The organism is Paraburkholderia lacunae (genome assembly GCF_003353175.1).
In the GTDB taxonomy this organism is placed as follows: Bacteria; Pseudomonadota; Gammaproteobacteria; order Burkholderiales; family Burkholderiaceae; genus Paraburkholderia; species Paraburkholderia lacunae.
In genome coordinates, this window is sequence record NZ_QHKS01000007.1 from 240,391 (window position 1) to 263,161 (window position 22,771).

Consider the following 22,771-nt stretch of genomic DNA (forward strand, 5'->3'; position numbering starts at 1 on the left):
ACGGCGCCTCGTGTTAACCGGAGAACTTCGCGTTGACCTTCGCGGCGGCCTCTGCCGGTGCAGCGGGAGGCCCGCCCGGCGCCCATTTTTCGCGATGCTGGAACAGGAACAACTGCGACGCGTCTGCACCCATCGGCGCGGTTCGCGCAGCCCAGCCATCGTCGTGCAGATCCATGTCCGCGTCGTACTCGACGTGGCAACCCAACGGGCTGTTGAAGTACCAAAACCAGTTCGATCCGAACCGGTGGCGTCCCGGCCCCCAGAACGACTGATAGCCTTTCTCGACGAAACGCGTCCCCGCTTGCAGGACTCCGGTGGGTCCGCCCATATGAAACGTGAAGTGCTCGCAGCCTTTCATGAACGGCGGTGTCTGGATCATGAACAGCGTGTGATGATCGAGCGTGCCCGCCGGCCGCAGGAACGGCCCGACACCGGTGAAGCGGTCCGAGCAGCGAAAGCCCAGTCGTTCGACGTAGAACGCTTCCGCCTTGTCGGCGTCAGGCACGAAATAAACGACATGCGAAAGCGTGCGAGGCGTGAGATCCACGTTGTCGTTCACGCCGACCACGTTCGGTCCTCGCTGCGCCGGCGCGCCTGGTGCGTTGACCGATTCCGCGGGCAGCGCGAGCGAACGTCTCACCGTGATCTGGAAGCCGAGTGCAAAACCCATGTCGTCGACCGATTCGATCGACCCGTCCGGAAGCTGCCGTACTTCACGGTCCCGTCGCAGTTCCGCCGCGATGTCGTTCAGCGTTGCGGCATCGGCCACGCCATAGATTGTCTTGCGCAACATGCTCCCCGTGGCGAGCGCGGGAGGTAAAGCCGGGTCATCGGTGCGCCTGATTTCGATTGCGGTGCCATCGAGCGCTTCGAAGCGGCCGCCGGCCTCATCCGCGCGGACTGGCACGAGGCCGTAGTCGAGAAGGTACTGGTTGCAGCTTGCCACGTCGTCCACGCCGAAGACGAGCGTATCGGGTCCGATGATGTTCATGAGCTCGAGTTCAAGTTAAAGGTTTTAGTCAGAGAGCGGTGCGTCCGCCCAGCGTTTCGGCCACCCAGTCGGCGATGTAGTGGCCTGCGTTGATCGAATTGTCGAAGCTGGAGTGTTGAACTCCACCTTCACGATCGGTAAAGATCTTGAGCTCGCGCTTCGGGCTATTGACGAGCTGCTCATAAGTCCGGTGCGCCCACGCCACGGGAATCTGCGAATCCTTCTCGCCGTGTGTCACGAGGAACGGCACCTTGATGCGATCGAGCACGCCGTCGAGGTGAACGTTTTCCGCAATCTGCATGAATTCGTCGACGTCCTTCGCGCCCCACACCCAGCAAACGTGGTTCCAGTAATGTGGCACCGGAAAATTGCCTTCGCGCTGCAGGCGCTTTTTCTGAACGTCGCGCCAGTCGTGATTCGCACCCCACACGACACCGCAAGCAAAGCGCGGCTCGAAGGCGACTGCTCGCGGGCAGTAGTAGCCGCCGAGCGAGACGCCTTCCAGACCGATGCGCTTGTGATCGACGTCGTCGCGCGTCTCCAGCCAGTCCACAATCCTGCTCGCCCACACCTCAGAGTTGTACGCGGCGTGCAGGCCGTCGAGGCGTAGCGCTTCGCCCGTGCCGGGCTGGTCTACGATCAGCGATGACACGCCGCGTGCCGCCAGCCACGCCGGCAGTCCGACGAGGTACTTCATTTCCTTCGTGGAATCGAGTCCGTTCACCTGAACCAGCAAGGGACTGCGCGCGCCGGCGCGTTTCGCCTTGACCAGCAAGCCGGAAAGGTGGCCGTTCCCGTACGGAATCGTCACCCGCTCGCAGTCCTCGCCGAGCAGCCTGACGCCCTTCGCGAACGTATCGAGCGAGCGCCGGTAAAGATCGATGCGCGCCGGTGCATCATGCGCCAGCAGCCGTTCGCAGGTGATCAGGTAGATGGCAGCGCGCTTGAACTTTTCGCCGGCCGACAGCAGCCGGCCGTGCGCTTCGTCCTCGTTCGCGAGATCGCAAAGTCGATCGGCCATGCTGGACCATACTTGCCTGAATGCGCGGGTTCCATCGGCATCCGGCTGCTTCGCGGCCTCCTGCAAAGGCGCGCACATCGCTTCAATTTCGCCGATGCGCGCGCCCATCTCGATCGCGAGATCGACGGACAGGTTCCAGACGTAGTTCGTGGGAAAGTAACGAAACATGCAAGTCCTTCAGAGTTTTATTAGTAGCCCGTAACCGGTCCCGGCGGCTTCGCCCACAACGGGATCGCGACGTTCAACCAGATCGCGTTGCTCTTCGACGTGTTGGCCGCATAGATGCCCTGCTGATAGTTGAGATTGATATTGAATTTGCCCGCGTCGTAGACGATCGAGGGGCCAATCCCGAGCGTCTTCGCCCGATTGCCGCCGATCACCGAACCGTTCTGGCGGTCGTCCGTGAACTGGTTCAGGTACGCGCCGACGAGGCCCAGCTTCCATTTGCCGATGTTCCAACCGGCCTCGAATTCGCTCACGTATGCCGTGCCCGACTTGTAGCCCGTCGTGCCATTTTCCCGATTGATCATCAAGCGATTGGCGACGCCCACGTCGATACCGTTGGGATCGTTGTAGCGCAGCGAGACGACTGGTTGCAGCGACGTATATCCCACGGCCACGCTTGGCTTCGACGGGCTATACGAGCCCGTCTCGAATGCAATGTCAAAACCGCTGGTGAACGTCAGATGCCGCGCCAGGTTCCAGCTCAGAATGACGGGAGACAGCGTGATGTTGGACAGGCCGTTCTGGGTGCCCTGCTGGCCCGCGACATTCGTATGCAGCGATACGACCGGCAGGACGAGCTGCGAATACACACGAGCGCCGAGCACGGTAAACGGGTACGAAGCGAGCAGACGCGTCGTCGCCGAAAACGCGGACATATGGAACGGAATCGGCAGCTTCTCGCCGTTGTTGCCGTAAAGCCCATTGGCAAAGCTGTAATTGAATTGTTCCAGAGCAAACAGTCCGGGTATGGGTGGCATCTCCGCGATGTTCGTGCCCACCGCGCCTGCCGGATAAGGGGAAATCCCGCCTTCGAAAGCACAGGCGTTCTTCGATCCCAGCGCGGCAAACATCATGCAGCCTACGGAAGCGGCAACAGCCGCGGCAATTCCTCTACGCAATTTCGTCTCCTCATCGCCGGCGCCTCATGGGCGGGTCGGACATGTCTTTTATCGTTCAATGGGCGCAGCGAAACACAAATACGGCGGCGTCAGCACTGCAAGCGGCATCCCGATGTGCGCAACCGCAATTCGGTCGTGTCGGGATGGGCTTTAGATTAAGATGCACTCACGTAGCACTCAAATGGATTGCATCCATTCGCTGTATGGGTGGCCTGAATACTTTCAGGAGAAACCCTAACGCCGGCCCACGCTGCCGGCATGGGGAGACGATATTGAACGGAGACGGCGCGCATGCGCTTCAACAAACTCGATCTGAATCTGCTCGTGGCGCTCGATGCTTTACTGACTGAAGAAAGCATCAGCCGGGCGGCCGAGAAAATTCACCTGAGCCAGTCCGCAATGAGCAACGCGTTGGCGCGGCTGCGCGAATACTTCGACGACGAGTTGCTCGTGCAGGTCGGGCGCAAGATGGAGCCGACCTCACGCGCCGAAGGATTGAAAGACGCCGTGCGCGACATCCTCGTTCGGGTCGATGCGACCGTCGCGGCTCAGCCCGAGTACGTTCCCTCGCAGTCGAACCGGCTTTTCCGGATGCTGGTATCCGACTACACGATGATGACGCTCATGCCGCACATGCTGGAGCTCGCCTATCGGCAGGCGCCAGGCGTGCGCTTCGATTTGCGGCCTCAGGTCTCCAACCCGCAACGCGTGCTCGAGCGCGGCGAAGCGGACCTGCTGATCATTCCCAAGGACTTCTGCTCGACGGAACACCCGTCGGAAATGTTGTTTGAAGAATCGTTCTGCTGCGTGTTGTGGAATGAAAGCAACCTGACGAGCGGCGACATGACGGCCGAACGCTATATGGCAGCCGGACACGTGGTCGTCCATCCCGGCGACGGCATTGCGCTCGAAGACTCGTTCATGCAACGACTCGGCATCATTCGGCGCGTCGAGGCGAGCACGTTCAGTTTTCTGTCCCCGGCGCACCTCGTGGTCGGCACGCACCGTATCGCGACGATGCATAGCCGGCTTGCGAGGCAAGCTGCGCGCTCGTTGCCGATCACCATGCGCAGCATGCCGGTGACGATGCCGAAGATGGAGCAATGCGTCCAATGGCACAAGCATCGCACATCGGACCAGGGCATCGCATGGGTACGCGCGCTTCTGAAAGAGGCGGTACTCGCGATGGACAGCGCATCGGCCACCGCGGTATGAAAGCGATCGTCGGCAGAAAGCGCGCCGCGAGCACGAAAGTGGACATGCAGCCCGCTCACGATGCGCCGTCCATTCTCGACTCACGATGGCAAGTGTTTGTGCGCGTGGCGGATCTGGGCAGTCTCAGCAAGGCCGCTATCGCGCTCGACATGCCCCAGTCTCTCGTCAGTCGAAACATTGCGCTGCTTGAGCAGCAATGCGGCGAGCGGCTCTTTCGCCGCACCGGCCGCGGCGTCGTGCTCACCGAGTTCGGCGAATACGTGCTGCCGCGCGTCTCGCATCTCGCCGAAGAGGCAGACGCGCTTGCCGACGACATTCGCAGCGCGCGCGGGCAGCCGGCTGGCGAGGTGCTGGTGGGTTTGCTGCCGTCGGCTGTCGATCAGCTCGCTGGTCCGTTGTTCGCGTCAGTGACAAAGGAACTGCCCGGCGTCAGGCTTCACCTTGTCGAAGGCGCGAGCGCCCAGCTCGAGGAGCAGCTCCACGAAGGCCGCCTCGACATGGCCGTGGTCCTGCGCGAGGACGAAGCGAGCATCAAGGACGCTCACGTGCTTGCGAGGATTCCGCTCAATCTCGTAGGCCGCCGCGAAGAGACCCTGTTCGGCAGGAAGGACTTCCCACTCGCCGGACTTTCCGGCATTCCGCTCGTCGTGCCCGGCCGCCCCCATCCGTTACGCGGACGCCTCGATCGCCTGGCGGTCGAGCATTCTCTGACACTGCAAGTGGCCGTCGAAGTCGATTCGGTGCGTTTGCAGTATGAGATCGTCGCCGCGGGCGGCGGTTACGCGATCGCCTCGGTGCTGCCGGGCCGGCTCGATCCGCGGTTGGCTTCGTCGCGGATAGTCGGCCCCATGCTGGAAAGGTTCGTGGTGCTGGTGGACACGCCACGCCGTCCGCATACGCGAGCCACTCGCGCGGTTCGGCGTTTGATAGAGCGCCTCGATGCATTTGCGCCGACGGCCTGATCCGGTTATCGACAGAATGGATATCTGGTTTCGACACTGAGTAGTACACGCAGCCGGACGGGGTCCCTATAGTGCGCTGGTCACCCACACCAACGTCCACACCATGTCCGACATCCGGCAGAGCGATGCCCTTCCCTCGACACTTTTCCTGAGCGATGCAGATGTCGCCGCGCTCGCCGAGTGGCCTTCGGCTGTCTCAGCGCTGGCAGACGCATATGCCAAACAGACATCGGACGCGATGGTCCCGCCGCGTTCAATGGCTCGCGGCGACGGAATCTGGTTGCGCAGTCTCACGGCGATCTCGCCGGCGGGCGGTCACATGGGCTCGAAGCTCATCGCCGCATCGCCCCGTGCACGCCGGGCCAGTTACCTGATTTCGCTGTTCGATCAGCAGACGATGGGCCTCGCCGCGCTCATCGACGGCAATCGCGTGACAGGATTGCGCACGGCGGCCACTGCCACGCTCGCCATCGACGTGCTGGCTGCGCGCCGGCCGCTGCGCGTCGCGGTCATCGGTTCGGGTTTCGAGGCGCGCGGCGCGCTCGACTGCCTGAAAGCGATGCGCACGCTAGAGAGCGTGCACGTCTTCAGTCCGAATCCGTTGAGCCGTGAGCGCTTTGCGCAGTCTTTCGCCGGCACGCTCGACGTCCTCCCGGCCGACACGCCGCAATCCGCCGTGAGCGGAGCCGACGTCGTCATCTGCGCGGCACGCAGCCGCGACGAGTCACCCGTTCTGCGCGGCGCCTGGCTCGCCTCAGGGGCAACGGTCGTGTCGCTCGGCTCCACCTTGCCCGAGCAGCGCGAGGTGGACGAGGAAACAATAGCTCGCGCCGCGTGCGTCGTCGCCGATGTGCCCGACGAAGTCGCCCACGATACCGGCGACGGGATCGCCGCCACGCGCGCGGGTCTCACGCTCGACGCGAAGCTGGTCTCGCTCGCCGCCCTCGTCTCGGGTGAAACGACGCCGCGGCGATTGGAAACCGACATCGTGCTCTACAAGTCGGTCGGCTCCGCGCTTCAGGACGTCGTCATTGCGGAGATGCTGTTCGCACTCGCCAAAGCGAGGGGCTATGGCACCCCGTTGCCCGCGAGCATCGTGCCCGTCGCCAAATAACTTTCACATCGATCAAGGATCCATTCTCATGGCTACATACAGGAAGACCGATGCCCACGCGTGGGCCAGGGAACATCTGACGGGTTGCTCGGCTGTCACGATTCCGAGCTACAGCGCGGACCTGAAGCGGCTCAATGAAGGCGGCATCCGCCACGACATCGAACTGGCGATCAAATTTGGCTTCCGCTACACGCTGTTGTGCAGCGAAGTCGCGATCACGCCCGAGGAAAACGCACAGTTCACCGCCTGGGCACGCGAGACGGCGGGCAACCGGCTCGGCCTGTTCTTTCATGCGGCGTTCGGCACGCTTGCCGAGAATATCGAAGCGGTGAAGCTGGCGGAGAAAGCCGGCGCGGACATCGTCCTGCTGTCGTACCCGCCGCAGTTCTGGCCGACGACGGAGCAGGAAATCTACGATTACACGAAGACCTTCTGCGATGCGACGGATCTGGCGGTGATGCTGTTCCCGATACCGCTGTGGGGTTTCGAGCGCGTTCACCCGGCGGGCATGCAGGTGGAGCTGGTGCGCCGTCTTCTGAACGACTGCCCCAACATCGTCGCCATCAAGTCGGAGCAGGGTTTCCCGTTGCCGGCCGGCATCTGCGAGATGTATCACCACTTCCGCGACGACGTGGTGATCAGTTGTCCGATCGAAGGCGATGCTATTCCGCTGATGAGCCTGATGAAACTCCAGTTCTCCGGCACCAGCAATACCGCGTGGATGGGCGACTACTATCCGAAGGCCTTCGAAATGGCGCGCAGCGGTCGATGGGAAGAAGCCATGGCGCTGTACTGGAGCGTCAACCCGGCGCGCAATGCCAACGGCGCTGCAGCGCAAAGCTATGCAGGCGGTACGGGCGTGCTCAACCGCACCATGTGGAAGTATCAGGACTGGCTGGCCGGCTTCAACGGCGGCCCGCTGCGCGCGCCGGCGATGCGCGTGCCCGACCGCCTGATGAAGACCTTGCGCCAGGGCCTGGCAGCCTCGGGGCTGCCCGTCACCTCGGACCCGGATTCAGCATTCATCACGGGCCGCTTCCCCTGCTAAGGAATACGTCGATAAAACATCTGCTGAAGGACGCAGCGCTGTGGCGCGAATCCGCTTTCGTCGCTGGCGAATGGATGGGCGAGACGCCGCACGGCCGGTACGCGGTGAGCAACCCGGCTGACCGCTCGGTGCTTGTCGAACTGCCGCGTTGCCAGGAGGCCGAGGTGCGGCGCGCAATCGACGCTGCACAGGAAGCCTTTGTCTCATGGCGCCGCACCACCGCGAAGCATCGCGGCGAAGTGCTGCGCCGCTGGTATGAATTGATGGTGGAACATCGCGACGACCTCGCCACGCTGATCACACTGGAGGAAGGCAAGCCTTTGGCCGAAGCGCGCAGCGAGGTGGACTACGCCGCATCGTTCCTGCGCTGGTTCGCCGAGGAGGCGACACGCGTGCGCGGCGAGGTGATTCCGGGCGTGAAGGAGACGCAGCGCATTGTCGCGCTGCGCGAACCGATCGGCGTATGCGCCGCCATCACGCCGTGGAATTTTCCGGCCGCGATGATCACGCGCAAGGCCGGCCCAGCGCTTGCCGCCGGTTGCACGTTGGTGGTCAAGCCTGCTAGCCAGACACCCATGACCGCGCTCGCGCTCGCCGAATTGGCGCAACGCGCCGGCGTTCCGCCTGGCGCCTTCAGCGTGATCACCGGCAACGATACGCGTGCGATCGGCGGCGAACTGACGGCGAACCCGATCGTGCGCAAGCTGACGTTCACCGGTTCGACCGAAGTGGGCCGCGTGCTGCTTGCGCAGTCGGCCCAGACCGTGAAGAAGTGTTCGATGGAGCTGGGCGGCAACGCCCCCTTCATTATCTTCGACGATGCCGACCTCGATGCCGCCGCCGACGGCGTGGTCGCGGCGAAGTTCCGCAACACGGGCCAGGCCTGCATCAGTGCGAATCGCGTGCTGGTGCAGGCCGGCATTTACGACGCATTGGCCGGGCGCATCGTCGAGCGCGTTGCGCGCCTGCGCGCGGGCAACGGTCTCGCGCCCGATGTGCAGCTCGGTCCGCTGATCGACGACGCGGCCGTGCTGAAAGTCGAAGAGCACGTAGCCGACGCACTGGGCAAAGGCGCCCGGCTGCTGCACGGGGGTAAGCGGCACCTCCTCGGTGGCGGCTTCTTCGAGCCCACTGTGCTCGCGGACGTCACGCCCGCGATGCTGATTGCGCGCGAGGAGACGTTTGGTCCGGTGGCGCCGCTGTTGCGCTTCGATACGGATGACGATGCCATTGCGATGGCTAACGACACCGAATACGGCCTCGCCGCCTACCTGTATAGCCGCGACGCCGCGCGTATCTGGCGCAACGCCGCACGCATCGAAGCGGGGATGGTCGGCATCAACTGCGGCCTGATTTCGAACGAGGTCGCACCGTTTGGCGGTGTGAAGCAAAGCGGTCTTGGGCGGGAGGGTTCGCATCTCGGCATCGATGAGTTCCTCGAGGTCAAGTATCTTTGCTGGGACGGGCTCGACGTATCGTGATCCAGACGCTGCGTGAGACTTCTACAGGAGACCTGTGATGATCAAGATGGCGGCTGCAGTCTGCCGTCGGCCCGGCATGACACACGCCGAGTATGTGGCGTATGTGCAGCACGTGCACGGCGCGATCTCGAACGAAAACCCCGTGACGCTTCGGCCCTACGTGCAGAACCATGTTTTCGATGCCGCCTTCGGATCGGCCGCCGAGCACGCGCATTCAATGGCCGTCGCGCGTGACTCGATTACCGAGCTTTACTGGGACAGTCCCGAGCACATGGGCATCACCTTTGCGCATGAGCACGTGCGCGCGAAAGTCGGCCCCGACGCCGCGAATTTCGCCGACACGAGCTTGTCGCTGAGTCTCGTAGCGGTGGAGGCCGAGCAACCGGTCGCCCAGCCGTCCCGGGCCTGCGGCGCAAAGGTGCTGCATTACCTGCGTGCGGCCGAGGGGCTGGCGCTGCCGGAATTCTTCGAGCGCTGCGCGGCGGCGCATCAACGCGCACTGGACACCGAGCCGGTTGCCGCGGCTGCGCTGCGCCGGTGCGTGCACAACCGGCAGGTTCCTGACTTCAATGCAATGCTGGCGTATTTCAGCGCGAAGGACGTGCCTATTTACGAAGGCGTGGCCAGCCTCTGGTTCGACGACGTCTCGTCCCTCGCCTGCTCGTGCGAAAAGCGCGTCGCGCGTGACATGCAGGCTCAACGTCCCCTGTACTGCGCCTCGCTGGCTGCCGCCGGACCCGCAGGCGCCGTCTTACTCGCCGCCTGCGCGCGCGCGGCGCCGCCCGGACTATCCTCTGCCGGACCCGCTGCGCCCGACGCCAGGTAAGCCGGCGCCGCCTTCTCACGCTGCTTCTGCCCCGCCGGCGGTGCGCTCGGCGCCGCGCGCATGTCGGCGAGCATCTGCGCACATGGCAGCGGCTTGTTGTTGCTCGGCGCGATCAGTGGAATCAGCGCCGCGAACGGATTAACCAGCCCGAGCCCCACCACCGCCCCGCCACGCACGGCCAGCGCGGCGGCATTCACACCGACGTGCGGGTTCTTGAAGGTCCCCTTCACATACAGCGGCGAGCGCAGCGAAATCACCCGAAGGCCCTTGGTATGCGGATGAATCCCGAGATCCATCTGCTCGGTCTGCAAATCGATGTGACCATCCATATTGATCACGGCATCGTCGGTATCGAGGGCGAACACGCGCGATTCGAGCACGCCGTTCGTCACCACAAAGTCCACCGCCGCGCAGTTGATCTTCACATCGCGCTTGCCGAAGAGCTTCTCGTAGACGACGTTCAACACGTTCAGCCCTGCCGCTTCCATGTAGAGACGGCTAACCGTGCCATCGGTGATCAGCGCCCTCACTTCCCCATTCGACGTCGCCGCCAGCGCCGCGGGCGAATTGCCCGTTGCCGACAACGCCGCGTCGCCATTCACCTCGCCGAGCGCCGACTGCATCGTCTTCACGGTCGGGAAAAGTTGCTTGAGCTTCAGGTGCCGCGCCTGCGTCGCAAAGCGTCCCTTGAGCGGCGTCGTGCTGCTATCGAGGTAAATGTTCGATGCCAGCGTGCCGCCCGCCACGCCGAACTTTAACGGCTCGAACGTCAGCACGCCGTCCGTCATGATCACGTGGGTGTAGAGATGGGTGATCGGCAGAGCCGGGTCCTTGATGATGCGGCGGCCGGTGAACTTCACGTCGGCATCGACGGCCTTCCAGCGATCCGTCTTGAATTGCTCGACCGGCAACGCCTTGTTCGACGGCTGCCGGCTTGGCTCGCCGCGCTTCGCCTTGCTCGCGTTGGTGTCGGCGCCGATGATCGGAGCGAGATCGGAAAATTGCAGCAGATTGGACACGAGTTCACCCGACACCATCGGCCGCGGCTTCTCACCCACGTAAACCGTCGAGCCGTTCACGTCGCTGCCGCCGACGCGGCCCGTGAAGTTCTCATATCTGAAGACGTTGCCGTCTTCGTTGAACTGGCCGACGAGCCGCCCTTCAGTCGCGTACGGCGGCGTTTCGGGCAATGGCACGCCCGCGATCGGATAGAGATGCGCCATGCTGACGCCCTGCAGCCACAGTTTCAGGTCGAGCGCGGCGAGGTGCGCCGGGGCGGTCACGGTACCGGCCAGCGCGATATGCGTATCGCCGATCTTCACATCAGCCTGCACGGGGAACGGCCGCGTCGTGTCCTGCAGCGCGAGCACGCCTCCCACCTTGCCGCTGCCCGACACAGCCGTCTTCTTGTAGGTGCCCCTGAGCGTCCAGCCGAGACCATAAGACGGCACTGAAGGCTTCGACTTCTGCTGACTGGTCGTGCCGGTATTCGCCGACGTGCTCGCCGGACTCGCCGGCCCGCTGCTCGCGGCGGCGGCAGAGGATGCCGCCGATGCCGCTGACGCTTCGACCTGCCTGGTTTCGACCTGCTTGTGGAGTTGGGTCGCGCCGCTCTTGCCGACCACCTGCGCCGACGATTCGCGCGACGCCTGCTCCTGCTGCTTCATGACGTCACCGATCGGCACGGGTTGGCCAAGCGTATCGACGACGACCTGCATGTCGGCCTGGGTGAGCTGGTCGGCGTACGCGACGTGACCCGTCGCAAACGCGATGTCGTGCAGGGTGAGATGCCACGTAGACGGCTCGGCCGGTTGGTTGAACCTGAACGTCCAGTTGTTGCGGTTATCTTCGAGGCGTTCGAGATCGATCGACGGGTTGACCAGGTTGATCGTCGGAATCACGATGTCGCGCGCCAGCAGCGGGAGGACCTCAACCTGAAAATCGATCTCGTCGAGGGTGGCGAATTGCGGCTGTTTGGCCCAGTCCGGATTCGCGATCGTGATGTGCTGAGCGGAAAAGCGTGGCCACGGCACCCAGCGCCGCCAGCCGGTCTCGCTCGGCGGACGCTGCCAGCCAACCTTCAGGTCGCCGGTGATGTGAAACTGCCGTCCGATTGCCTGCGTGACCTTGTCGTCGATCCACGGCCGTGCGCGGTTCCAGTCAAAAGTCAGGAGAAAGACGACGAGTGCCGCAATCATTACCGCCAGCACGGCAATGATCCATGCAGCAATTTTTCCGATTGGCAAGCGCTGCGCCATGACGGCCCCATCATTTTCCCTTTTGTGCTTTGAGCAGCACGTAGTATGCCAGGCGGCCGCAAGTGCCCGGCCAGCCGGTTTCCTCAGGATATCTGGTGGACGCGCCGGCGCAAGCAGCCAAGGAGTGGGACAGGCCATCACTGCGCTGACCGGCGTCGACTGGAGCATGTGAACCGCATCGCCAACGCGGTGCGGTTCACGTGGGCGCCGCTACTCCTTGTCGCCCCGGGTAGCGAACCAGCGTTCGAGCAGTTTGCCGGCCGCTTCACGTCCGCCAAGCCCGAACGACAGCGCGACGGCTACCGCGATCCCGCCCAGCACCAGCGCGAATGCAAGTTGCACGATTTCATTGGCAATACCCATTGCGCGCAGTCCCATGGCGAACACAAGTCCGAGGATCGCGAATTGAGCGATGCGGGCAAGCAGCACGCTGTGCTCCCGATCGGCCTGCTCGATCACACGCCGCGCAAGACTCGACAGCCAGAAACCGATGATCAGGATCACGCTGCCCATCAGGATGTGTCCGCCGAACTCGATAAAGAGCGTGACCACGTCGCGGACCTGGCCAAAACCCAGGCGATTGGCGGCTTCCACCACGGCAAACAACATCGCGAAGAAAACCACGAGTCGCGAGGCCAGCACCGACGGTTGCAACGGGCCGTACAGAACCTTGTCGAGACCGAGCACCGCCGGCAACCCGTCCACACCTGCCGTCACCAGCAGCTTCTGTACCAGTGCCGCGACGAAGCGTGCGACATAGAAGGTCGCGAGCAGAATGACCACGGCTGCGACGATATCCGGCACGGCGCTGAGGAACTGATCGAGCATATGCGTGGCAGGTCCTGATATCGCATCGATCTTCAGTGCGTCGAGTGCAGAAATCAGCGTCGGCACGAACACGAAGATGTACACCACCGTGCCGACCAGGCTTGACAGCCGCACGGGCGTCGGGCTGTCGACGTCCTGTGTGAGCTTGTCCGCACCGGCCGCCACAAGCAGATTGGTGACAAGGCCGCGCAGGATCCTCGCGAAAATCCAGCCGACAATCCCGATCACGGCGGCCGCGAAGAGATTCGGCACGATCGCAAGCAGCTTGTCGATCATGCTCTGCACGGGCGCGAGCAGGCCGTTCAGATCGAATGCCGCGAGCACGGCCGGAATGAACAACAGGATGACGAGCCAGAAGAGCACATCACCTACATACGCGCTCATCGGACGCATGCCGGCCGTCTCGGACAACTTGCTGTCGAGCTTGCTCGCGCGCAGCGCCCTGTCGGCCACCGCACGCAATAGCGACGCGATCAGCCATGCGACCAGCGCAAGCACGATGCCGCCGATCAGGTTCGGCAGATAGTTGACGATCTTGGTGACAAGGAGCGAAAACGGATTGGAGACCGCATACAGGTTCAGGACATTGAAGACCCCGACTGCGGTCATGAGCAGAACAAGCCAGAACAGGCCGCCGGCAATGACGTTCTCCACCTGCGCGGCCTGCTTCGTGCTGTCGGCAATGCGCTGATTGACCTTGAGCGCAGAGAGCAGCTTGCGGGCACCGGCCCGGGCGATTACGGCAATCAGCCAACCGACGATCAGAATGCCGAGCGCACCGGCGATTTTAGGCAAGAAGCCACTTAGCGCGTTTTCCAGCGAAACGAAAAAACTGGTTAAATCCATTTTTCTCTCCGAAAGCTTTGTGATGCGGTTGTGGAACTGCTTTCTGCTTTCTGCTTTCTGCCTTCGACGACACCGACTGAACCCGCCCTCTCATGTCCTCCTTAATTCTTTGCGTGAATGTTAGTTCATCGGCATGCCAGTACCATGAACGTGCCGGGCCAGAGCAAAGCTGGCGCTGACAAGCTGGATAACGACGGCGTCAAAATTGCGGAGCCCGGCCACAGCCATAAGCGAAAGCGGAAACACCGTGCTGCCTGCAATATGCTATGCGATGTGTGTGTAGAGGCTGCAGCAATATGTTTAAAAGCTGTCAAACGGCGAAAGCCTGGATGAGCGCGACGCACTTCCTGACCAGGACGATTGAGAAGATCAGCACCGAAATGAGCTTGCGCGTACTGGCGTACAACATGAACCGGATTATCAATTTGCCGGGGCCAGCAGCCATGATCAAAGCGATTCAGGATCGAGATCCCTTGACCTTCTTAACCGAGTCGACGAGGCAGGTGAGTCGCGCATTCTGGCATTCCTCACGGGAACAGCGACTGAGAACCGATGGCAGGCTGAAGGCGTCGACGGACAATCCCCGCCCGCTGGTCTGTGATCTTTTCGCTAGTCGAACCGAGCCGGCTATCCCGCTTAACCCTGCGTCTTGTATGCCGTTAGCTCATGTGCCGCGCGCGCTCATCTTCCGTGACCGCCATGCCCACCGTGCCCGCCGAAGAAGCCGAAACCGATGCCAATATCAACGGCCGGCGCCGCATAATAGCCAGGCGCATAGCCGTAGTAGCCAGGCGCATAGCCGTAGTAGCCGGGCGCAGATTGATATACGGGTGCCGGCTCGTAACCGTAGCCATAACCGTATGGCGGAGCGACGACGCAGCCTGCGAGGCCTGCCGCCAGCGCGAAAATACAAAATAGTCTGATCATTATTTCTCTCCTTCCCCCTCTAAATTAGAGAGATATGGGAAGGCATTGGTTCGAGACTAACGGGTCCTTCACCGGCCGCGAACCGCGTATCGAAGTTCGCCAGGTCCGGACGACAGTGGAACACGGGCCACAAAACATCATTGGCGTAGCCGAGGTAGTACGCGTCGCGATCCTCGCGGCTCAGGTCTAGCGTCGCCAGCGTCACGTTGCCGACCGGCTGCACGTGGATTCCGGCTGGTGTTGGCTGTTTCACCGCCCGCCCTGCCGCTCCAGCCAAACCGTACCACTGGTCTGCTGCAGGCTTTCTTTCACTGCCACCTCGCGCGCCCCGCAGCAGGCTTGCGCGGATCGGCAGTCGGGTTGGAAACGACTACGAGACGACGGCTCATGAAACGCCAGCGTTATCGTGCTACGCGGCGCGGACCTGCGGAAAGACCGCCAGATCGCCCACCCATCATGGCTTGCAGCAATCGATTCCGCGTCCTCTCCATGCCCAAACTCAGTATTTTTTGCCGACATGACGCAAGACTTACAGCCGATGCCCCAGGCGGCAAGCGCGCCGCCACGCCACACGTAACGCGCAACCGCGTGGCACGCTTGCTGCTTCACCAAAGGTCCCAGGCTTGGGGAGCGCACGATGGCGCACATGATCTGGAAGGGCGCAATCAGCTTCGGCCTCGTCCACGTCCACGTCCCGGTGCAGCTGTACTCGGCGACGCAGTCGGAGAAAGTCGGCTTCAATCTGCTCGACAAGCGCTCGATCGATCCGATCGGCTACAAACAGATCAACAAGCGTACCGGCAAGGAAGCCTCCCGAAGACCCGAAGAAGGCCGGCATCAGCGCACGCGAACTCGATATGGCGAAGAAGTTGATCGATGACATGAGCGAGGCGTGGGACCCGGCGCAGTATCACGACACGTTCCGCGACGACATCATGGCGCTGGTCGATCGGAAGATTCGCGTGGGCAAGACCGAGGAAATCACCGACGTGGAAGCGCCACACGATTACCCGCGCCCTTTCGACCAGCGATGAGTTCACCGCCATGAACGACGGGCTCGATCTCTACACCCGCAAGCGCCGTTTCGACGAAACGCCGGAACCGTCGGGCGTAACCGCGCGTAAGAAAGCGGGCCGGAAGACGGCTGCGCGTGAATCGAAGCACGGGCTCTCGTATGTGATTCAGGAGCACGACGCGCGCCGTCTGCATTACGACTTCCGGCTCGAACTGAACGGCACGTTGTTATCCTGGGCAGTACCCAAAGGGCCGAGCCTCGACCCGTCGGTGAAACGGCTCGCCGTGCATGTCGAAGATCATCCGGTCGAATACGGCTCGTTCGAAGGCGAGATTCCGCCCGGCAACTATGGCGCGGGCACAGTGATCGTGTGGGATCGCGGCACGTGGGAGCCGGTTGGCGGCGCGGCGCAAGCGGCCAGATCCTATCAAGCCGGCAAGCTCAAGTTCAATCTCTTCGGCGAGAAACTGCATGGCGACTGGACGCTGGTGCGCACTCATATGCGTGCCAGCGGCGATAAAGAGCAGTGGCTGTTGATCAAGGAACGCGACGACGAAGCACGTGACGAAAGCGAGTACGACATTCTGAAGAAGCGGCCGGGCAGCGTGCTCGATGGGAGTGCGTCGGCGGGCAACGGCGCTAAGATCTCTCACGCCGCAGCAAAGAAAGCGGCAAGCAAGACAGCAGCGAGCGCAAAGACCGCCGGCACGAAGGGTGCGAAGACTGCTTCATCGCGCCGCGCCGACCCGAAAAAAACCGATATCGTCGCGACGCGCAGCACGCAATCGCTGCGCGAACTGGCAGCGGCGCCATCGATCGAAGGCGCGGTCAAACGCGCGTTGCCCGCCACGTTCAAACCTCAACTGGCGACGCTCGTCGATGCTGCGCCGCCCGGCGACGACTGGTCGTACGAAATCAAGTTCGACGGCTACCGCGTGCTGACGCGCATCGACCGGCAGGCGAAGGGCAAGGCGGTCAAGGTGTTCACGCGCGCGGGCAACGACGGGACCACGAAATTCAGCAAACACGTCAAGGCGTTCGAACAACTCGACATCGAGCGCGCGTGGCTCGACGGCGAGGCGGTGGTGCTCGATGAACCCGGCGTGCCGGATTTTCAGGCGCTGCAAAACGCGTTCGATTCCAGGCGCCCGCAGGACATCGTCATCTATCTGTTCGACGTTCCCTTCCTGAACGGCTACGATTTGCGCGGCGTGCCGCTCGAGCAACGCCGCGCGATCCTGCTCGCGTTGATGGAAGACGTCGACGACAGCGTGCTGCGCTTCTCGAACGACTTCGGCTACACCGCCGACGATCTGCTGAAGCGCGCCTGCGACGCGGGGCTCGAAGGCATCATCGGCAAGCGGCGCGACAGCGGCTATAGCTCCGGGCGCACGTCCGCGTGGATCAAATTGAAGTGCCGGCGGCGTCAGGAGTTTGTGATCGGCGGCTATTCGGAACCGTCGGGCCGCCGCGCCGCGTGAGCGCAGTCGCACGCCGGTTCATTGGGTCAAGCCGGAACTCGCCTGCGAATGCAATTTCGCCGAATGGACCAGCGAGCGCCTCGTGCGGCAGGCGTCGTTCGTCGGCCTGCGCAGCGACAAACCCGCGCAGCAGATCGTCAAGGAAGCACCCCGCAAAGGAGCCGACGTGCATCAGCAAACCGATATCGCGCCGAAGAAACGCGTGGCCAAGAAAATCGCGGCTAATGCCGCAGCCGAACCCGCAGCAAAAAGCGCAAGCAAAGCACCCGCGACGAAATCGAAAACCGCCGCGGTGGCTTCCGAAGTCGCCGGCGTGCGCGTGTCCCATCCCGGCCGCGTAATCGACAAGAGCACCGGCGCGCGCAAGATCGATCTCGTGCGGTACCACGAATCGGTCGCCAACTGGATGCTGCCGCATCTGCAGGACCGGCCCGTGTCGCTGGTGCGAGCGCCCGAAGACATCGGCGGCGAGCTGTTCTTTCAGAGGCACAGCCAGAAGCTGTCGAATCCAGATGTCACGCAGTATCCCGGACTCGATCCCGGCCATCCGCCGCTGATGACCGTCGATACGCTCAAAGCGTTGATCGGCGCCGCGCAAATGGGCACGATCGAATTTCATACGTGGAATGCCATGGCGTCAAACCTCGAAAAACCCGATCGCGTGGTGTTCGATCTCGACCCGGACGCGTCGCTCGGCTGGGACCGGATGATCGAGGCGGCGCAACTGACGCGGTCGCTGCTCGACGAGCTCGGCCTCAAGTCGTTCTGCAAGACAAGCGGCGGCAAGGGGCTGCATGTGGTCGTGCCGCTCGCCAAACAGGTCGGCTGGGATGAAGTGAAGGACTTTTCGATGGCCGTCGCGCAGCACATGGCGGCGACGCTGCCCAAATACTTCAGCGCGAAGATGGGTGCACAAAATCGCAAGCAGAAAATCTTTGTCGATTATTTGCGCAACAACCGCGGCTCGAGCACGGTCGCCGCTTTCTCGGCGCGCGCCCGGCCAGGTCTGGGCGTCTCGGTGCCGCTCGCGTGGGACGAAGTCCCCGCGACGACGGGCGGCGACCAATGGAACATCGAGAACCTGCACGAGCGGCTCGCGGACCTCAAGCGCGACCCGTGGGCGGACTATGTGAAGACGCGTCAGCGCATTACAGCCACGATGCGGAAACGTCTGGATGGAGCGGACTGACCGGTGTCGAGCCAGCCCCGTCGAAGACGTGACTTGTGGCGCCCGTTAGAGCGCCAGCCGCTTACTGCCGATCGATTTCGACTCATGCCGATTAACGCCTGGTCGCGGCATGCTGATCGCGCAGATCGCGCACACTGTCATGGTTTTGCAGCACGCCCAGATACTGACGCTCGAGGATGCTACGCACGTCCAGTGGCAAATCCTTTTCGAGCGCATCGTGATAGCGTTTCTTCGCCACGTCCTCGCTTTTTTCGCGTTCGGCAAGGATTTCATGGTCGCTGCGATTCGTCACCACCGACTTCACGTCGACCCAGCCACGATGCAATGCGCCGCTCATGCTGCCGCCGGTTTCGGGTTTGCCGCCCAGACCCTGGACTACATCCTGCAACTCACGCGCACCGCGCATGCAGTCTTCCGCCCGCGATAGAAACATCGTCTTCAGTTGCGCGTCATGCGCATCCTCGGCATGCGGTGGCACGCGCCGGGACTATGCCGTGGTGCCGCGATCGGGGTCCATGCCTTCCACTCTGAACAGTCCGCTATGTAGCACTACGCCTTTGCCGCCGTTCTGGTCGAGCGCTTCCGCGCAAACCGAACGGATACGATTGCGGCCGTTGTCGAAAGCAGCCATCAAGGCGGATTCCAGCGCGGAATGCGCGCCGAAATGATCTTCCAGCGCCTCGGCGGTAATTGCGCATTCAACCGGCTCGCCGTCGACGCGCGCCGTAAAGCGCACTGTCAGATTCGCGCCGTCGAAGACTGGATGGTCGTCGGGAAAAGTGACGTGCATAAGGGAATCCTCATAGGCTGGCCGCTGCAGAATCGCACTCGTGACGAACCCTTCCCGCCCCGGATACATGCGGCACAGCGTTTCAGATCGCATGCGTGCGCCTCATTCGTCACATGGCGAGCGCACCGTCGCACCAGCGGCGGCCAGCGCGCTGGCCGTCTCAAGCTTCTTCTTCGAACGCTGCCATCACCAGCCACAGGTCACGCTCGCCGTCGCAAATCTCAGCGGCGAGCGCGTAGGGATCGCCCGGTCCGCACACGCGCTCGAGCGCCCGATGCGCGCCTTCGCCGTTGTTGAACACACGTCCCGACAGAGGACGCACTTCCTGTTTTCCCTCGAACATCCGCTGGTTCCAGCGATACACGAGCGGCTGCGATTTCCAGTCGCGGAAGCATTCTCTGACGTGCGTGAAATCGCCGCCGCAGATATTCATCTGGTAATGGATTCTTGAGGCCATGATTGCATCTCCCGCGATGCAAGCGCATGCGTTCATTTCCACCCTTAGGAGAAGCGAGCCGCATGCATCGATTGCATCGATACAGCCGGAGCAGTATGTCCGCGCTTGTCCACCTCCCCAACTTGCCGGCATTGCTGCTCCGGCGTCTGCCTGGTCATAAGGCGCTAACCCAGACCGCCTTACTGCAAATCGGCGTCGCACCGACGTCATTGGCTGGCGCCCGACGCCGCGGCTGCCGCGGCCGGCATGCTCGCCTTATCGGCGGCGGCCGTCGCGCGGCTGCTCGTGTCAGCGGTGCTGCCGGTGGCCGCGTGCCCGTCCATCACGCCGCTGCTGCCCAGCGCTGCACTGGCGCTGTCGCTCGTGGAGCGCTTGCAGCCGGTAGGTGCCGTCAACATTACGAGCGCTGCCACCATAAGCAGTTGTTTGCCCGTGCTTTGATTAGTTAGCGGGTACATCACCCCTCCTTCATCGAAGTCTCCTTCGGTGAATGCGGCACTCGCCGCTTGCAGCGAAACTGTTGCCTGCTGTCACTCATGATCCAGCAAGGTCTGTGCCCTCTAGGCGCACGCTCGCAGAAAACGCGGCAATGCCGGGCGTGTAGAACATTGGTACGCGGTATGCGTCGTCTTCGTGCATCTGGTCTTTATGGAGAACACGATGCAAACCGTTCATCAGTTCTCCTCGTCTATTCATACGAAAGAATTGCAAACCCGCCGGCATCCTTTACGCGCGCCGCGCTGCAGCGCATCGAATTTCGTTGCCAGTTGATCGCTGCCAGCGGCTGTGCGACCAATGGAACGCCCGTTTCTGCGACACCGTACTGGGGACGCGACCCGTTCGACCGGCGCGACGATCTGGGCGCCGGTGAGATTCCGGCGGACTCCTGGGATGCACCGGAGGCCGGCGGCCTGAAGCTGTAATCCGGACGCTGTTGCGGGCCGGTCCGGACAGCTTCAGGCTCGGGCCTTGCCGTAATGTGCCGGCATGCCGCCAACGCGGGTATCCGGTGCGTTTCACTTTGAGCACGCATTGAGCACAGAGGCAACGCGAAGTAGTCGCCAAACCGACTTCATACGAGGCAAAGCCATGGCCACCAGCAAAACCACCGGCAAATCAAAACGCCCAGTCGCGCGCGGTAAGGGGGGACGCCCGCCACGCCAGCGGCATGCACAAGCACACGCGGCCCATCTCGCGAAGACCGCCAAAAGCAGCGCCACGAAGCGCGGACAGAAATGGTCGCATCACGTGATGGAAACCAGTGACGCGATGGATATCGAGCCCAACATTTTCAAAACCGGCAGCGCGCAGTCGATCGCGGAGTCGCTCAAACGTTCATCGACACAGAGCCGCCGCCGCAAGGGCACGCCGTTCCAGTCGGCGATGTCGATGCTCAATTTCTATATCAATCGCGCGGGCAGAAATCTGCCGAAGGCGCGCCGCGATACGTTGCAACAGGCCAAGCGCAAATTACGCGAAGCGTTCGGACGCGCGCCTTGAAGCGCCAGCGCGCGTACCATCGGCCCGATAGCGTCCGATGATGCCATGCGCGCAGGCGCGGCTGGGCATCGCGTCCGAATGCGCGTTTTTTTCCGGTAACGCGTGCAATGGTCGCGCGCCAGCCTCAAGCGGATGCTCATGCACGAAGAAACACTCTGGTTTCTCATCGTCGGCGCAGTGCTGGTCTTTATGGGCATCGCGACGACAACCTTGCGGCGGCTGCCCTGTAGCGCCGCGATGTTCTATCTGGCCATCGGCTACGCGCTCGGGCCGCCGGGCATCGACCTGCTGCGCCTCGATATCGCCGTCGACGCGCACCTTCTGCGCACCATCACCGAAATCGCGCTGCTGGTGTCGCTGTTTGCGATCGGCCTGCGCCTGCGGCTCGGCGTGCTCGAGAAACTCTGGACCGTACCGCTGCGACTCGGCTTCCTCGCCATGCTGGCGACGATTCCGCTACTGACTCTCTTCGGCGTCTACGTGTTGCATCTGCGCTGGGGTCCGTCTTTGCTGCTCGCGGCAATCCTCGCCCCCACCGATCCGGTGCTGGCCCACGACGTCCAGGTGCACAATCCCGGCGACCACGACCTGCTGCGCTTCGCGCTGTCCGGCGAAGGCGGTCTGAACGACGGCATCGCACTGCCTTTCGCGATGCTCGGCCTCGCGCTATGCGCGGCGCCTGCTGCCCAAGCCGGCGACATGCTGACTGTGAAACTCGCGGGCAGCATGGTGGGGGGCGTAGCTGGCGCGATCGCAATCGGCGGCCTGCTCGGCTGGGCCACGACCCACGCGGTTGCATGGTTGCGCATGCGCCATGCTCAGGCGTTCGGCCTCGAGGGATTTTTCGCGCTCGGCTTGATCGAGCTCTCGTACGGCGCCGCGCAACTCGCACAGACGTATGGGTTTTTGGCGGTGTTCGCGGCGGGCGTCGCGATGCGCCGCGTCGAGCATCGCGCGAGCGGCGGTATGTCGGCCCGCAAGGCGATCGGCACCGTCGATTCCGAAGATGTCGAAGCAACCGCGGCGAATCCGAGCAAAGCGCATGCGTATATGACGGAGTCGGTGCTCGGCTTCACGATCGAACTCGAGCGCATCGCCGAAGTCGCAGTGATGGCGATGGTCGGCAATGTGCTCGCGAATCTGCAAGTGCCGCTGTTCACATGGCAAACAGTCGCGCTAACCGTCGCGCTGTTCGTGCTGGTGCGGCCCGTGTCGGTGGAGTTGTCGCTATTGGGGTCGAGCGCGACGCCAACCCAGCGGCGGCTGATGAGCTGGTTCGGAATTCGCGGCATCGGTTCGTTTTACTATCTTGCGTACGCACTCGAATGTGGCGCTGCTGCCGACGTGACGCCCTTAGTGCCGCTTGCATTGGCCGTTGTCGGGGCTTCGGTGGTGATCCATGGCGTCTCGGCCACGCCGTTGATGAACTGGTATCGCCGGCTGCGCAGCAGCGAAAATTAGCTGCTCATGGCCGCGCCGGTGATCCTCTACTCTATCTGCTCGATTGGCCGCAAGCGCCGTACCTGTTGCCGCAAGCTGGCTCTACGCGCTTTGCGCTGCGATTCGGGCAATCGAATGCGCGAAAAACCGGTGAATGAAATTCGACGTCAACTGCAGTCCGGGCACCAAGAATGCTTGCGCTATCCAGATCACGTGAAGAAGCATATGTACGCGGCGAGTGGACTCTGCGGCTCGTGG

At 62.8% G+C, this 22,771-nt stretch carries 17 protein-coding genes and 6 pseudogenes; 12 read left to right on the forward strand and 11 right to left on the reverse strand.

The window, feature by feature from the left end:
* Window positions 1–13: 13 nt before the first annotated feature.
* From DLM46_RS12870 to DLM46_RS12880, 3 genes are read right to left on the reverse strand one after another with little or no spacing between them, the layout of a single operon-like run.
* Window positions 14–991 (reverse strand): VOC family protein, encoded by a 978-nt coding sequence (locus DLM46_RS12870; RefSeq protein ID WP_115101150.1) that lies wholly within the window; start codon window positions 989–991, stop codon window positions 14–16.
* 28 nt (window positions 992–1,019) lie between these two features.
* Window positions 1,020–2,180 carry an alpha/beta hydrolase family protein gene (locus DLM46_RS12875; protein WP_115101151.1) on the reverse strand — a complete coding sequence of 387 codons (1,161 nt, stop codon included), beginning with the start codon at window positions 2,178–2,180 and terminating at the stop codon, window positions 1,020–1,022.
* Between the two features lie 20 nt (window positions 2,181–2,200).
* Window positions 2,201–3,091 carry a SphA family protein gene (locus tag DLM46_RS12880; RefSeq protein ID WP_115101152.1) on the reverse strand — a complete coding sequence of 297 codons (891 nt, stop codon included), beginning with the start codon at window positions 3,089–3,091 and terminating at the stop codon, window positions 2,201–2,203.
* A 336-nt stretch (window positions 3,092–3,427) separates the two neighbouring features.
* Here DLM46_RS12880 and DLM46_RS12885 point away from each other — a divergent pair, with 336 nt between their 5' ends.
* From DLM46_RS12885 to DLM46_RS40215, 6 genes and pseudogenes are all read left to right on the forward strand, one after another.
* Entirely contained in the window at window positions 3,428–4,351 is a 924-nt protein-coding gene (locus DLM46_RS12885) for a LysR family transcriptional regulator (protein WP_115101153.1), read from the forward strand.
* Entirely contained in the window at window positions 4,348–5,313 is a 966-nt protein-coding gene (locus DLM46_RS12890) for a LysR family transcriptional regulator (RefSeq protein ID WP_208866270.1), read from the forward strand. Before DLM46_RS12885 ends, DLM46_RS12890 begins: the two co-directional genes overlap by 4 nt.
* Before the next feature lie 103 nt (window positions 5,314–5,416).
* A complete protein-coding gene (locus DLM46_RS12895; protein ID WP_115101154.1) occupies window positions 5,417–6,427 on the forward strand; it encodes an ornithine cyclodeaminase family protein in 1,011 nt (336 codons plus the stop codon).
* A 28-nt stretch (window positions 6,428–6,455) separates the two neighbouring features.
* Window positions 6,456–7,475 carry a dihydrodipicolinate synthase family protein gene (locus tag DLM46_RS12900; RefSeq protein WP_115101155.1) on the forward strand — a complete coding sequence of 340 codons (1,020 nt, stop codon included), beginning with the start codon at window positions 6,456–6,458 and terminating at the stop codon, window positions 7,473–7,475.
* Between the two features lie 11 nt (window positions 7,476–7,486).
* Entirely contained in the window at window positions 7,487–8,956 is a 1,470-nt protein-coding gene (locus tag DLM46_RS12905) for an NAD-dependent succinate-semialdehyde dehydrogenase (RefSeq protein ID WP_208866273.1), read from the forward strand.
* 76 nt (window positions 8,957–9,032) lie between these two features.
* Window positions 9,033–9,290: pseudogene (locus DLM46_RS40215) on the forward strand (EthD domain-containing protein); the annotation flags it as partial.
* 362 nt (window positions 9,291–9,652) lie between these two features.
* On the opposite strand, the gene DLM46_RS12915 reads toward DLM46_RS40215, so the two are convergent.
* Together DLM46_RS12915 and DLM46_RS12920 are read right to left on the reverse strand one after the other, a co-directional pair.
* Window positions 9,653–12,028: an AsmA family protein gene (locus DLM46_RS12915; RefSeq protein ID WP_482811934.1), complete on the reverse strand. Its 2,376-nt coding sequence runs from the start codon at window positions 12,026–12,028 to the stop codon at window positions 9,653–9,655.
* Between the two features lie 222 nt (window positions 12,029–12,250).
* Window positions 12,251–13,714: a mechanosensitive ion channel gene (locus tag DLM46_RS12920; protein ID WP_115101159.1), complete on the reverse strand. Its 1,464-nt coding sequence runs from the start codon at window positions 13,712–13,714 to the stop codon at window positions 12,251–12,253.
* A gap of 314 nt (window positions 13,715–14,028) precedes the next feature.
* Between DLM46_RS12920 and DLM46_RS40220 the strand changes: the two are divergent.
* Window positions 14,029–14,175 (forward strand): annotated as a pseudogene (locus DLM46_RS40220) (IS5/IS1182 family transposase); the annotation flags it as partial.
* A gap of 220 nt (window positions 14,176–14,395) precedes the next feature.
* On the opposite strand, the gene DLM46_RS12925 reads toward DLM46_RS40220, so the two are convergent.
* Window positions 14,396–14,641: a hypothetical protein gene (locus tag DLM46_RS12925; RefSeq protein WP_115101160.1), complete on the reverse strand. Its 246-nt coding sequence runs from the start codon at window positions 14,639–14,641 to the stop codon at window positions 14,396–14,398.
* A gap of 70 nt (window positions 14,642–14,711) precedes the next feature.
* Window positions 14,712–15,030 (reverse strand): annotated as a pseudogene (locus DLM46_RS41245) (alpha,alpha-trehalose-phosphate synthase); the annotation flags it as partial.
* A 248-nt stretch (window positions 15,031–15,278) separates the two neighbouring features.
* Here DLM46_RS41245 and DLM46_RS12935 point away from each other — a divergent pair.
* Window positions 15,279–15,648: pseudogene (locus DLM46_RS12935) on the forward strand (hypothetical protein); the annotation flags it as partial.
* 37 nt (window positions 15,649–15,685) lie between these two features.
* Window positions 15,686–18,326, forward strand: a pseudogene (gene ligD, locus DLM46_RS12940) (DNA ligase D).
* 91 nt (window positions 18,327–18,417) lie between these two features.
* Here the strand turns inward: ligD and DLM46_RS12945 are convergent.
* The 4 genes and pseudogenes from DLM46_RS12945 to DLM46_RS12960 all read right to left on the reverse strand — a co-directional run.
* Window positions 18,418–18,792 (reverse strand): annotated as a pseudogene (locus DLM46_RS12945) (PA2169 family four-helix-bundle protein); the annotation flags it as partial.
* A gap of 21 nt (window positions 18,793–18,813) precedes the next feature.
* Window positions 18,814–19,116 (reverse strand): DUF1488 family protein, encoded by a 303-nt coding sequence (locus DLM46_RS12950; protein ID WP_244306141.1) that lies wholly within the window; start codon window positions 19,114–19,116, stop codon window positions 18,814–18,816.
* 160 nt (window positions 19,117–19,276) lie between these two features.
* Window positions 19,277–19,573, reverse strand: a complete 297-nt coding sequence (locus DLM46_RS12955) for a hypothetical protein (RefSeq protein WP_115101162.1) — start codon at window positions 19,571–19,573, stop codon at window positions 19,277–19,279.
* Window positions 19,574–19,779: 206 nt separating this feature from the next.
* The gene (locus DLM46_RS12960; RefSeq protein WP_115101163.1) at window positions 19,780–20,031 is read right to left on the reverse strand and encodes a hypothetical protein; all 252 of its coding nucleotides are present in this window, start codon (window positions 20,029–20,031) and stop codon (window positions 19,780–19,782) included.
* A gap of 162 nt (window positions 20,032–20,193) precedes the next feature.
* Here DLM46_RS12960 and DLM46_RS40225 point away from each other — a divergent pair, with 162 nt between their 5' ends.
* From DLM46_RS40225 to DLM46_RS12975, 3 genes are all read left to right on the forward strand, one after another.
* Window positions 20,194–20,496, forward strand: coding sequence for a hypothetical protein (locus tag DLM46_RS40225; protein ID WP_244306143.1), 303 nt, complete (start codon window positions 20,194–20,196; stop codon window positions 20,494–20,496).
* A 166-nt stretch (window positions 20,497–20,662) separates the two neighbouring features.
* Window positions 20,663–21,073, forward strand: a complete 411-nt coding sequence (locus DLM46_RS12970; RefSeq protein ID WP_115101164.1) for a DUF3175 domain-containing protein — start codon at window positions 20,663–20,665, stop codon at window positions 21,071–21,073.
* Window positions 21,074–21,205: 132 nt separating this feature from the next.
* A complete protein-coding gene (locus DLM46_RS12975) occupies window positions 21,206–22,534 on the forward strand; it encodes a cation:proton antiporter (protein ID WP_425273988.1) in 1,329 nt (442 codons plus the stop codon).
* The last annotated feature ends 237 nt before the right edge of the window (window positions 22,535–22,771 follow it).